Here is a 12231-nt window from a genome sequence, read left to right as displayed (position 1 = left end):
CTGAGCCGAGGGCAAGACTTAACCCAAGCATAACCTCCTCTTTACTTCAGCGGGAAAGGCAAGCGATATGGTGTAGTCGAGAACACGGATCCTTGGTCCCAAGGCCGACTCTTGTTCTCCCTCAACAGGGGAAAGGCCGCCCGCTGGAACCCAAGTTTGCCCCAGCAGAGCTAGCTCATGATACCTGAAACGCCGCCCAGCCAGCACGTCGAACGAGAGCGTCAGCTCCTAGAAGACCTCTACCGAGGCCGCAGCCTATCTTCCTACAGCCCTCGCCAAATCATTCCTCTGCCGCCTGAAGAGTGGGTGATTGTCTGCCGAGGCATAGTGCAGTTGAGTACTGTCCATGCCAACGGGAGTGAGGCCATTTTGGGCTTTGCCGTTCCCTCCATGCCGCTGGGATCCCCGCTGACAAAGTTGGATCCCTACCAAGCTAAGGCGTTGACGGCAGTTGACGTGCTGCGGCTGTCGGCAGCCGAGGTGGAGGCCTCAGAAACCCTAAGCCAGGGGCTGCTCAAGCAGTTGGTGCGGCGACTGCGCCAAACCGAAGCACTGCTGGCTCTGGCCGGGCGGCGGCGGGTGGAGGATCGGCTGCGTCAGTTGCTCTCCCTGTTGGCAGTGGAGTTGGGATCCCCCATTGCGACAGGAGTACGCCTGCAGGTGCGCCTTACGCACCAAGACTTGGCCAATGCCATCGGCACTACCCGCGTCACCATCACCCGTCTTTTGAACCGTTTCCGCCAGCAGGGCTGGATCACAGTGGACAAAAACCACCATCTCATCATCAAGCTGGCCCAAACGCCGCTCTGAAAGACTCATACAACCTCGGGCAAAAGCGGACTTTTGCTCGCGGTTGATGCTTTCTTCCTACTTCCACGACCCATAGCTAGTAGCAGGCTCAACACCTACTACCCCGCCAGAGGGATCTCCACAGGCGTCACTTCCCCTCGAGCTGACGGTAGTTGCTCCTTGCCCTTAGAGGGCACACAGGCTAAAGACGAAGCCAACTTTAGCCTAGGTGCCTACCAGAAAAGATGTACTTGCAAGCCTACTAGCTCAGCCAATCTACGTCAAGGCAGGAGGTTGGTTATGCCGCAAAGTGGCCGATTGTACGGACTCCGTCCCGCTTACGCGAACGGTGAATCAAGGACTAGAGGAGAGCCCTGATGGCTTTAAGCCTGGCGTTGGAGCTGTTGGAGAAGCCAGTTGGCGGCCGCCGTGTTGGTTTCGTTGGCCAAGCGTTCCAGAGTCTGCTCAAGCAGGGCTATCGGCAGGCCCGCTAGCACCTGCGACTGGGCAATGGCCCGGTAGCGTCCATCCTCGGCCAGGGCAAAAGCAAAAACACGCCGCCCTTTGACATCGATGACCCAGTACTCAGGAATGCCCAGGCTGGCGTAGAGCTGCTTTTGCTCGTCTAGGTCAAGGCTGAGGGTGGTGTCGGCAATTTCGCCCACCAGGTCGGGAGGCCTTTGGAAACGCAAGTCAATCCGCCGCGGCTCGCCGGCTTGGTATCTGGGGATGTTTTCTCCCTTGTAGAGCACTAGGTCGGGGGCGCAGGCGTGGGTTTCTGGGTACTCAATCAGGCAGCGACCGTAGGACTGCAGCGGCACGTCCGGGTGCAGAAAGGCCCAGGCGAAAAAGATTGCCGTCATCAAATCGCTGACGGAGGCGTGCTCTGGCCCTTCCTTGCCCATGCTGACCCACAACCAGCCCTGGTAAAAAGAAATCTTCTGCCAGTCCAGGGTGGGATGGTTGCAAATGGTCAAGTAGTCCTGCCAGGTGGCGTCGTGCCGCTCGAGGATGGAAGGGGTAGCCGGCTTTGAGGCAAGAACCATTGCTCTTCCCTCAGGGGGTGGGGGAACTTTCCCTCAAGCCTATCACCCGTCCTCGCGAAGAGGCAGGCTAGGGACGGCCAGAAGCCTCAGAAGTCTGGGCCGGCCAGCGGGGCTTTGCGCCAAGCCTGGGGCTGTCGGAACTTGTACAGATCCCGGATTAGCTGCACCCAGCCATCGGCCATGGACTCCACCAAAAGTTTGCCTTTCTCGGGCGTGGCAGCGGTGGCATCCCCCAGAACGCCGCTCTGGCTGAGATCGCGAGTTGTCCAAGCAAAAGAGATTCGCCCTTCCAGGCTGAGCAGACTGTCTTCCGGCAAATCTTGGGGGTACTCGCAGACTAGGCGGTCGGTGCGCACCGTCTCGGGCAACAGGTACATCAGCATGCTGGTCTCGCCGTCGCCAGCGTGGATGCCCAATTCCCGTTCTTTTTCTGTCATCAGCTCCTGCCCTTGGTGGGGAACGCGCCAGACGGAGATGGGGAAAAGAAGGAAATCTTCGTACTTCTGGTGTAGGTCGCGGGCCACAATCTGCAGCACCTCAGGTTGGCCGCCGTGGGAGTTGAGGAACACCAGCTTGCGAAATCCAGCCCGGTAAATGCTTTCGGCTACTTCGGTGAGCAAAGCCATCAGGGTCTGGGCCGAGAGGGTGATGGTGCCCGGGAAATGCCAGTGCTCGTTGGCCTTGCCATAGCACTGGGTGGGCAGAACGTAAGCCGGGATCTCCGGCTCCAGTTTTTCCATGGCTCGCCCGATGATTGCCGTGCCGATGCAGGCATCCACCACCAGGGGCAAATGGGGCCCATGCTGCTCGATCGAGGCTACTGGCTGGATGATCACCACATTCTCTTTGTTGGGCATGGCCTGGATCTCTGTCCAGGTCAGGTAGGGGAAAAATCGGTGGGGCGGGATAAAGGTGTGCATCATGGCGGGATCCGGTTGCAAGGAGTTTATGCCTTGCCTGCAAGGCTAGCACCGTGGGCAATCCCTGGATCTGAGAAGGCATCTCTTAAGATCAGGTGGTGGTTGTTCTTATTAGGCAAAAGCCAGCCATCCCATGACCCTGTGGCCCTGTTTGCCTGCCCGCTGCAGCTTTGGTGGGGATCCCTCCATTGAGGAACGTCCTCTGCCTGCTGGAAGGGGGGAAGAAGGGAGTGTCCCCACCTTGCCCCGCCCCATCCTAGCCCTGCCAGGGCCGCAGGCCACTCTCTATGGGGAGCTGATTCAGGCTTCTCTCCACCGTCTTGAGGCGGGATCTCGAGCCCTGCTCTGGGTGCGACCCCTGCTGCTTAGGGAGGGATCCCAAGTTTGGAAGCTGCGGGCCACGCCGGACTTGCTCTGGCCTGCTGCCGGTTTTGTTCCAGCCTACGCCGAGGAGATCCTGCCCCTGCTGGAGCAGGCTAGAGATCCTGGCCCCCACGAGCCCTCTGCGCGCCAGCGGCTCCAGGGGTTTCTGCGGCAGCTCTGGCAAGGCTAGGCTTTTTAGGAATCGCCAACGGACTGGCCACCAGCCAGCTCCTGCAGAGCCGATTCCAACCGCGCCAGCGCCTCGTCAATTTCCGCAGGAGTGACGATCAAAGGGGGCACAAAGCGCACCACCTGGGATCCTGCTGGCACCAGCAACAGCCCTTGCTCCATGGCAGCCCTGACCACCTCAGCCGCCGGGATCCGCAGCACCAGCCCCTGGATCAGGCCCCAGCCGCGTACCTCTTGAACAAGCTGTGGGAACTGCTCTGCCAAGCAAGACAAACCCTGGCGCAGATAGCTGCCCGTCTGCTGAGCATTCCAAACCAGGCTCTCCGCCATCAGGGTGTGGCAGACCGCTAGACCCACCGCACAAGCCAAGGGGTTGCCGCCAAAGGTGCTGGCGTGATCCCCTGGCTGGAACACCGCGCAAAAGTCCTTTGCCAACAGGGCACCAATGGGGATCCCGCCGGCCAGGCCTTTGGCCAGAGTAAACACGTCCGGCTCCACCCCCAGGTTGCAGTAGCCCCAGAGCCTGCCGGTGCGGCCCATCCCTACCTGCACCTCGTCCAACATCAGCAGGATGCCCCGCTCGCTGCAAACCCGGCGCAGCCACTGAAAGTAGGCGGGATCCCCAGGGACAACCCCCCCCTCCCCCTGCAGCGGCTCCAGCAGCACGGCACACACCCGCTCGCCCCAGCGCTCCAGCACCGCTGCCGTGCCCTCGATATCGTTGTAGGGGACGTAGTCGAAGCCAGGCACTAGCGGCGTAAAGTCTTTTTGGTATTTCGGCTGGCCGGTGGCCGTGAGGGCAGCCAGGGTGCGGCCGTGGAAACTGCCGTGGGCGGTGAGGAGGATGGGATCCTCGATCCCGCGCACCGTGTGGGCATACTTGCGGGCCAACTTGATGGCACCTTCAACGGCTTCTGCCCCCGAGTTACAGAAAAACACCTTGTCAGCACAGGAGTGCTGGGTCAGCCACTGGGCTAGTTGCGCCTGGGGGCGGTTGTAGTAGAGGTTGGAGACATGGTGCAACTGCTGCGCCTGCTGCGTCAGCGCCTGGATCCAGGCAGGATGGGCATGGCCCAGCGTGCAGGTGGCAATGCCCGCTACAAAATCCAGGTACTCCCGCCCCTCTTCGTCCCAGACCCGGCAGCCTTCCCCGCGCACTAGGGTCAGGGGATAGCGAGCATAGGTGGACATCACATGCCGCTCAAACAGCTCGGCAGCGGTTGCAGGGCTTGGGAGAGTGTCAGGGGGAGAGAAGCCTGGCGGGGACATGCTCGGCAGGGGAAAAATGGAGACAGCGTCTCGAGTGTATCACTCTGCCCTGGGGATGCTATTCTAGCGAAGCCCGAGGACGAGGAATGCCTACCCATGGGGCGGCGGGGGGTAACAGTCTGGTTTACAGGGCTAAGTGGGGCGGGCAAAACCACCCTTAGCTGCGGCGTGGCCCAGCAGTTGCAAGCTCTGGGTTTGCCGGTGGAAGTGCTTGACGGCGACCTAATGCGGCAACACCTCACCAAAGGGCTGGGCTTCAGCAAAGAAGACCGGGACGAGAACGTCCGCCGCATTGGCTTTGTGGCTAAGATGCTGACTCGCCACGGCGTGATCGTGCTGGTCTCGGCCATTTCTCCCTATCGGGCAACGCGGCAGGAGGTGCGGCAGCAGATCGGCAACTTTATCGAAGTCTTTGTGGATGCCCCCCTAGAGGTGTGCGAACAGCGCGATGTCAAGGGTCTCTATCGCCAGGCGCGAGCAGGCCTCATTCGGAACTTTACCGGCATTGACGATCCCTACGAGCCGCCGGAATGCCCAGAGGTGGTCTGCAAAACTGCCGAACAGAGCATCCCCGAATGCATTGAGCTGGTTATGCAAAGTCTTAGAAGCCGTGGCTATCTCTAACGAGGCTCAGAGAGCACCGGGCCTGGCCGACTGGGGATCCCTTGTGGGAAGATGTGAACGAGTATTTCTTTTCTGAGAGTCAAGGTAGCCATGGCAGTAACTCGTGCTGGACAAACCTTTGTGATGCGGGGCAGCAGCGAGGGAAACCCCGCCAAGTTCCTGGAGATGGCCAGCTCTCTGCTCAGCACCCACACCCGCCAGGGCAGTGGCAAGAAGGTTCAAGATCGCGCCTCCTACGGCAAGGCGGGTAGCCCCCGGGAGTTTCTGCAGATGGCTAGCGAACTGCGCCGATCTCTAGAGCAACGGGGGCGGTAGCCATTGGGATCCCTGTCCGGCTGGCCCAGCCAGGCGCTTTTGTTTTCGCCGCTTGGATCTCCCAGCAGGCTCTGCAACTCTTCAGCCGAGGGGAAAGGTACCTATCTGGGCCAGCAAACCGCCGGGGAGCGCAAGCAGCATGAAGAACAAAGGCTTTTGGCTGGTCGGGATCCTGGGGACGACCTTGGATCAGCTGAGCAAGCGCTGGGCGGTGGAGCGGCTGCTGCCAGGCCCGGAGATCCAGCTATGGCCAGGGGTGTTCCACCTCACCTACGTGGAAAACACCGGTGCTGCCTGGAGTCTGTTTGCCGATTCGGCGGAGTTTCTCAAGTGGGTCTCGCTAGGGGTGGCAATAGCCCTGGCGCTCCTGGCCCTGCGCAGCAGCAGCCTCAACCTTTGGGAGCAGGTGGGCTATGGCCTCATCTGGGCAGGAGCGGTGGGGAACGGCGTCGACCGCTTTCTCAACGGCTACGTGGTGGATTTTTTCAATTTCGTCTGGATTGGCTTCCCCGTGTTTAACGTGGCCGATGTGGCCATCAACCTGGGGGTGGTCTGCCTGGTGATTGGCCTGTGGCAGGGCAGCCCGAAGAAGACGGGGCCGGGATCCCTGCGAAAATTCGACTAAGCTGCCTACTTCACCCCCGCCCACCGACAATCCTCCCGCTTGCTCCCTCGGTAAGGAGAGGGAAGAGCTGGCGGCGCGCTCCACCACAACCCCAGGGCTGGCCCCAGTCCCAGGAGCAGGCCCAACCCTGCCGGCGCGACAATGCCAGATCCCAGGCTTACCAGTAGGGCAAAGGCAAAATTGGCCCCATAGAGCAGCAGCGGCCCCAGCAACTGGCGGCGGTTAAGGACAGGCTGATCTTTCCCCCAGAGGAGGTTGGCCACGGTCATAAAGGCAGTCCCTGTCAGCATCCAGCCGCCGAAGTTTTGCAGCGGCATGCCAAAGAACGGCCCTGGCTGAAACCAGGTCCAGAAGGGGATCAGGCCGCGGGTCATGGCCGGATCCAGCACAAAGTCCCAGGCAGTGAGCAAGAGCGCTCCCAACAGAATGGCTTCAAAGTGGATCAGCCAGTGGCGCCCCGCTTGCAGAGCCACCCGCGCCAACAGGTAGGCCGATAACCCCACATAGAACCAGGACAGAGGGATTGTAAAGGGAACCAAGCCGGCAATCTTGTAGCCCAAGCCGCTGAGGTAGCCGTAGTCACCAAAGGGGATCCCAGTGCTGGTGCCCAGCAGCTCGCTAGCTAGGGAGATGCCCACCGCTGGGATCAAGAACATCAGCAGGCGTCGCACCCCCAGGAGGCGGGATCCCATTAGAACTGCTGCCAGCGCCCCAAACACCATGTAGGCAACGCCGCCGTTGCCCATGCTCCAAGAGAAGGCCTGTAGGCCAATGGGAGGCAAACTGGCCACCCACTCGGGATGCGGTACTACCCAAAGTAGGCCCACTAGGCCGAAGAGCAAGGAGAGAATGTGCAAGCCTAGCGCCAAAGCTTCCAACCACTGCCAGATTGACCCAGACCAAAGGAGAACACCTCGCCTGTTAGAAAACTGGAAAGGCAAGCTAACCAGAACACCAGAGGATAACAGCCAACGCATGAGAAGCTCCCGCGGGGTGGTTGGTCAGAGCCACTGCGCTTTCCCACAGCTTGGGCAGGGGCTGAGGAGAAAAGCGGGTGGCAAAAAGGAAAGCGGCACCCGAGCCAAACCGCCTGGTCTGCTCAAGGTATGCCTACTGATACTTTGCTGCCTATTGTATCAATTCGTAAACATTCTGCCTGGCTTTCCCCAGAGGCCCCCTTCCTCCGTATCCCAGGAAGTCCTGAGGGGAGTCTACGCCCAGTTGAGCCGGGCTGTGGAGCGCCGGGACTGGGCTCAGGCCCTGCGCTTGGTGGATCTTTTGCGGCAGCAGTTGCAGGACCCCGCTCAGCTTCAGCAGCTGGAGAGCTACCGGCGGCAACTAGAGAGCTATCGTCAAGTCCAAGGGGATCCGCCGCCGCCCCAGTGGCCGCTTTTGCACAAACCCTTTATCGGTGACTTCCCGGTCACCAACCTCTTCGACCACGACCTGCCTTTGGGCGAAGGAGACGGCAATGGCCGATTTGTCAGCGGCCAGGGCCAGGTTTGGACTCCCAGTCCCCAGCACCCCTGTGGCAAAAGCGATGGCCACGCCGGCTACGACTGGGCCATGCCGGTAGGCACCCCCATCCTGGCCGCCGCCCCTGGACGAGTTACTGTAGCGCGCCCGGAACCAGAGTTTTTCTGCCCCAGCCTAGGCCGTCCAGTCAGAGGGCTGCGGGTGCGCATCCTGCACGAAGGAGAATCCCCGGGCGGGATCCGCCTAGAAACCCTCTACGCCCACCTCAGCCAAATCCGGGTACACGAGGGGCAGAGGGTGGCAGCTGGGGAGGTGATTGGCCTGTCAGGGGAAAGCGGCTGTGCCAGCGGGCCCCATCTCCACTTTGAGGTGCGCCGCTTTGACCAAGCCAATTCCGGCCAGCCCGCCCCTGTCGATCCCTACGGCTGGTTTGGGGCTGGCCTGGATCCCTGGAGCATCCATCCCCTGGGAGCAGAGAGCCTGTTTCTTTGGCAGGTGGGCCAAGCCCCCAGCCTAGGGGCCTGTTGGCGGGCTCAACAGCCTCCTGGTCATAGACACCTACGACCCTAGAGCGGTGGCTAGAGATCGCGGCGGACAAAGCCATCTCCCTCCCACTGGTAGAGCGTAGCCCGCAAGTCGCGGCTAGCTCCCGGGGCACTGGAGAGGATTAGGATCCCCTGGGGACTGACCCGCAGGCTGGCGTTGTTCAAATCTGTTACGCTCAGCAGCGGCACAAGCCCCTCTGCTCGGTGTTCTAAGATCAGAACCGACCGCAGCAGGCTGATTCCCCCTCGCTCAGTGAGGAGCACCAACTTGGGCTGGGGAGTGGGTGTGATGTCAGTGCGCAGCTGAGCCTCGATTAGCCGACCTGGGATGGGCTCAGCCATGTGGAGCAGACGAAAATCGTACCCTCCTTGATGGTCAAAGCTGAGCACGCGCACTACGGGCTCCACCGTCGGCTGCCGCTGGATCTCAAACACGGCCACCACTCCCTGCTGCGAGGAGGAGAGCAACTGAGCAGGGAACAAGCGCAGGTTTTCCCCACGATTGCCGCGGATAAAATCCCACCAGATGGACTGACGAAACAGGGCTACAACTCCCTCGCGAGCAGTACTGCCTGCAGAGGCAGCAGGCAATAGCGGCAGCAGCGGCTGGGAATAGGCGGAAGCTGAGGCGACTGGCAGGGCCAAAGCCAAGGCCGCTCCCCCTACTATAAGCTTGCGCATGCTTCCCCCTCCTCCACCAAAAACTGACTGCTCCTTTGGATTCAACCGTCATCCAGAATATCAGGCAGCATTCTTAGAAGTCGGCCAGGGCAAAAAGCGATAGCCTGCCTCCTCAACGGCAGCCACGATACCTGGCAGGGCCTCGGCGGTATGGGGCCAGCGGTCATGAAGCAGCAAAACTAGCGGTTGTTCCGAGTTCCTGAGCGCCTGCAACTGAGCGCGAACCCGCTCCACTAGCTGGGCTGGTGTTTGGCCGGCATAGGCATCTTCAGGGCTAATGTTCCAGTAGACAACCTGATACCTCGCCTGTTCCAAAGAATGGCGTAAAGCTGGATCTAGGCGAAAGCCCCCCGGTGGCCGAACAATCAGCTGAGGATCCAAGCCCAGCCTCTTCATCAGCTGGGTTGTCTGCTCCACCTCGGCATAAAATATCTCGTTGCTGCTGTAGAGACGTCGATAATCATGGGTAAAGGTATGGTTGGCTATTGTGTGGTGGTGAGCTTGAATGGACTGGGCCAACTCTGGAAATTGGGAAACATGGGTGCCGATAAGAAAGAAGGTGGCCGGAATCTGTAGCTGATCCAAAACCTCTAAAAGGCGAGGGGTGGACTGAGGCCAAGGCCCATCGTCAATCGTGAGGAAGGCAGAACGGGCCGGCACCTCCAACAAAGGCCCCAGCACTTCTTCCAAAGGCAGTTGCAAGGGCTGGCTATTTTCCGCTGGGTCGAGAAAGCTAGGATCTGGAACCCAGCCATGCTGTAGAAACACCTGTACATAAGCAGGCGCGGGTGTAATCAACAGACGCCCAGTGTGCTGGTCTTGGTTGCCCCAGTTGAGTTGATAGGGCAGTTCCTTGGCAACCTCAACCCTTGTGGAATGAGTGATTACAGCATAGGGAATGTCGATTAGATAATGCCCGTTCAGCCGCTCTTGATAGACCCAAGCAGCAGAGGGAGCCGATAGATAAATGAGTAGTTCTTGCGGATGGCTGCCTTGCAGAACGCGAACACTCTCAATTGGGAGAACAGGGCTGTATCCTAGGGTCGAGGTGAGGTTGAGGTTGAAAAGAGGGCGGGCCCCCGCAGCACAGTAATATAGACCCACCAAGAGGAAAGCCAAAAAAAAGATCACCGCCTTCAGAAAATGCATGGAGTTGCCAAGGTTTTCACAACAACTACAGAGCAAAAGACTATCACCACTCCCTGCAGCAAGTAGGATGAACCTAAATTGAGTGCAGGCGCTCTTCCCACTTACGGGGAGGTGAGGATCGGCGGATGTCCCGCCAGATGGCCGTGGCGGCCAGCGCTCCATCAGCCACGGCAATCGCCACCTGGTTGAGGCCCTGCTTCAAATCTCCTACCGCAAACAGGCGCGGGTGGGAAGTGCGGCACCACTCATCGGTGAGCAGGTTCTCCCCTTGCCATGTCAAGCCGGGGATCCCTTTCAAATAGCCGTTGTGGTATTTGGCGCCCATGGCTACCAGGCCAGTAGTAGCCTCGATGTAGGTGCCGTCCTCCAGCTCTACTCCTTGCAGCTGGTGGTTTTCTCCAAGAAAGCGACGAATGGGAGCTTCGTAGAGAGGGTAACCATGATCTGCCAGCTTTTTGCGTATCTCGGGGCCAACCGAGCACAAGCCATGGGTTAACACCGAGATATAAGGCGTAAACCAGTTGAGGACAAAAGCTGTATTAATCCGATCTTCTGAATTGACAATCAATACTGCTTTCTGATCCCGCATTTCATAGCCATCGCAGATCATGCAGACATGTAGCGAGTAGCCTGCATATTCGTAAACATTCTGCATATCAGCCAATTGAGGCAGATAATCAATAATACCTGTTGCCGCAATCAAATACTTGCTGCGAAAAATAGGGTAGACACTGTTGACTTTCCCCACCTTGACCTTGACAGCAAAAAGCTCCCCCTCGTCTGTAACATCTTCCACATAGCCCCCTAGATAGTCCACCCCCAAGCTAAGGGCGTGCTCCCTTCCTTGTCGCAACAGCTCTCGTCCTGGCGTGTTTGGCGGCAGGCCCAAATAGTTGCGCAAGTCCTGCATCCAAAAAGAGCGGCCTCTGCCCTTTTCCACCACCAAGCAGCTCAAGCCGTAGCGGGCCAAGTAAATGGCTGCCGACAACCCCCCCGCGCCACCGCCAGCAATAATGACATCGTAAATTTTGTTTAAGCCAACTTCTAGGTTCTTGCTGTTTAGTTTCATAAGAAGGGATCCTCCCGCAGGCTTTCTACTAGATAGCCTTCCGGTGTATCGAGGTGAAGGGATCAGTTCCAGCAACCGTCTAGAATAGGGGCTGAACTCTCTGTCAGGAGAAGAGTCGTATGCCGGTCATCCCAGCCGCCATTGCCCTCATCTTTATCGGCTACCTGTTCAGCTCTGTCAAGATCATTAGCCAGGGCTATGAGGCACTGGTAGAACGTCTGGGTAGGTTTCACCGCAAGCTAACACCCGGCTTGCACGTCATCTTTCCCCCCATCGACAGGATTGTGTTCCAGGAAACTATCCGCGAGAAGGTACTGGACGTGCCGCCGCAGCAGTGCATCACCAGCGATAATGTTTCACTAATGGCCGACGCAGTGGTTTACTGGCGCATCACGGATATGATCAAGGCTCGCTATGCGGTAGAAGATGTGCAGCGAGCTTTGGTGAACTTGGTGCTGACGGCGCTGCGGGCTGAGATTGGCCGCATGGACCTGGATCAGACCTTTTCCTCGCGCGCCGAGATCAACGCCCGCCTTCTGGCCGAACTGGACGAGGCCACGGATCCCTGGGGGATCAAGATCACCCGCGTGGAAGTCAGGGATATTCAACCCTCCAAAACCGTGCAGGACTCGATGGAAAAGCAAATGGCTGCCGAGCGGGAGAAGCGGGCCGCCATCCTCAGGTCAGAGGGGGAACAGCAGGCCAGCATCAACCAGGCGGCAGGGGCTGCCAAGGCTCAACTCCTGCGGGCAGAAGCCGAAAAGCGACAGCGGCTGCTATTGGCCGAGGGTACAGCTGAGGCCATCAAAACCATTGCCGCTGCCTTGCAAGAACACCCCGAGGCAGCCAACGCCTTGCAATACCTAATGGCCCAAAGCTACATCGATATGGGCCTCAAAGTGGGCAGCAGCCCCAGCTCGAAGGTCATTTTTATGGATCCCCGCTCCATCCCTGCCACCCTGCAAGGGTTGGTCTCGATGGTGGATATCTCCAAGGTTAGCCAGGGATCAAGCTCCCAAGCTTCCGAGGCCCCGCAATTGCGTACCTCGGCGGCATTCTCGTCTGACCTTGAGATTCCTCCACTCAATTCTTAGGATCTCCCCCGGGCCGAAGCCGCTTACGCCCTTCGAGCCGTAGGCTTTGGCCTGCGGTGACCTGGTTTTCCACATTG

Annotated in this window: 14 protein-coding genes; 7 read left to right on the top strand and 7 right to left on the bottom strand. The window is 59.3% G+C overall.

All coding sequences use genetic code 11. The annotated features are described in order from the left end of the window. Positions 1–177 precede the first annotated feature (177 nt). Complete coding sequence (locus tag NW804_RS03975) at positions 178–810, top strand: Crp/Fnr family transcriptional regulator (RefSeq protein WP_414422912.1); 633 nt, start codon at positions 178–180, stop codon at positions 808–810. A 362-nt stretch (positions 811–1172) separates the two neighbouring features. Here the strand turns inward: NW804_RS03975 and NW804_RS03970 are convergent, their stop codons facing one another. Continuing rightward, complete coding sequence (locus NW804_RS03970) at positions 1173–1835, bottom strand: Uma2 family endonuclease (protein WP_414405275.1); 663 nt, start codon at positions 1833–1835, stop codon at positions 1173–1175. Between the two features lie 86 nt (positions 1836–1921). Then, positions 1922–2755 (bottom strand): creatininase family protein, encoded by an 834-nt coding sequence (locus tag NW804_RS03965; RefSeq protein ID WP_414420836.1) that lies wholly within the window; start codon positions 2753–2755, stop codon positions 1922–1924. A gap of 133 nt (positions 2756–2888) precedes the next feature. On the opposite strand from NW804_RS03965, the gene NW804_RS03960 reads away from it, so the two are divergent. Next, on the top strand, positions 2889–3308 hold the full coding sequence (locus NW804_RS03960) for a hypothetical protein (RefSeq protein ID WP_414420784.1): 420 nt from the start codon (positions 2889–2891) through the stop codon (positions 3306–3308). 5 nt (positions 3309–3313) lie between these two features. Here the strand turns inward: NW804_RS03960 and NW804_RS03955 are convergent, their stop codons facing one another. Next, positions 3314–4576 (bottom strand): aspartate aminotransferase family protein, encoded by a 1263-nt coding sequence (locus NW804_RS03955; protein ID WP_414422911.1) that lies wholly within the window; start codon positions 4574–4576, stop codon positions 3314–3316. Between the two features lie 96 nt (positions 4577–4672). Between NW804_RS03955 and cysC the strand changes: the two genes are divergently transcribed. The 3 genes from cysC (at position 4673) to lspA (ending at position 6140) form a co-directional block, all read left to right on the top strand. Beyond that, positions 4673–5200, top strand: a complete 528-nt coding sequence (gene cysC, locus NW804_RS03950) for an adenylyl-sulfate kinase (protein WP_414394914.1) — start codon at positions 4673–4675, stop codon at positions 5198–5200. Between the two features lie 90 nt (positions 5201–5290). After that, positions 5291–5515: a hypothetical protein gene (locus NW804_RS03945; protein ID WP_414405271.1), complete on the top strand. Its 225-nt coding sequence runs from the start codon at positions 5291–5293 to the stop codon at positions 5513–5515. Between the two features lie 139 nt (positions 5516–5654). Beyond that, complete coding sequence (gene lspA, locus NW804_RS03940) at positions 5655–6140, top strand: signal peptidase II (RefSeq protein ID WP_414405270.1); 486 nt, start codon at positions 5655–5657, stop codon at positions 6138–6140. 5 nt (positions 6141–6145) lie between these two features. Here the strand turns inward: lspA and NW804_RS03935 are convergent, their stop codons facing one another. After that, the gene (locus tag NW804_RS03935) at positions 6146–6997 is read right to left on the bottom strand and encodes a carotenoid biosynthesis protein (RefSeq protein WP_414422910.1); all 852 of its coding nucleotides are present in this window, start codon (positions 6995–6997) and stop codon (positions 6146–6148) included. Between the two features lie 364 nt (positions 6998–7361). Here NW804_RS03935 and NW804_RS03930 point away from each other — a divergent pair, with 364 nt between their 5' ends. After that, on the top strand, positions 7362–8186 hold the full coding sequence (locus NW804_RS03930) for a M23 family metallopeptidase (RefSeq protein ID WP_414422909.1): 825 nt from the start codon (positions 7362–7364) through the stop codon (positions 8184–8186). Positions 8187–8194: 8 nt separating this feature from the next. On the opposite strand, the gene NW804_RS03925 is transcribed toward NW804_RS03930, so the two are convergent. The 3 genes from NW804_RS03925 to NW804_RS03915 all read right to left on the bottom strand — a co-directional run bounded on the left by NW804_RS03925 (position 8195) and on the right by NW804_RS03915 (position 11060). Beyond that, positions 8195–8842 (bottom strand): hypothetical protein, encoded by a 648-nt coding sequence (locus tag NW804_RS03925; protein WP_414394924.1) that lies wholly within the window; start codon positions 8840–8842, stop codon positions 8195–8197. A 60-nt stretch (positions 8843–8902) separates the two neighbouring features. After that, positions 8903–9991, bottom strand: coding sequence for a polysaccharide deacetylase family protein (locus NW804_RS03920; protein WP_414422908.1), 1089 nt, complete (start codon positions 9989–9991; stop codon positions 8903–8905). 73 nt (positions 9992–10064) lie between these two features. Next, a complete protein-coding gene (locus NW804_RS03915) occupies positions 10065–11060 on the bottom strand; it encodes an NAD(P)/FAD-dependent oxidoreductase (RefSeq protein WP_414405266.1) in 996 nt (331 codons plus the stop codon). Positions 11061–11179: 119 nt separating this feature from the next. On the opposite strand from NW804_RS03915, the gene NW804_RS03910 reads away from it, so the two are divergent. Continuing rightward, complete coding sequence (locus NW804_RS03910) at positions 11180–12154, top strand: SPFH domain-containing protein (protein WP_414409758.1); 975 nt, start codon at positions 11180–11182, stop codon at positions 12152–12154. Positions 12155–12231 lie beyond the last annotated feature (77 nt).

The sequence above is a fragment of the Synechococcus sp. WC10meta genome, from assembly GCF_047461475.1.
This window is presented reverse-complemented; position numbering and strand designations above follow the sequence as displayed.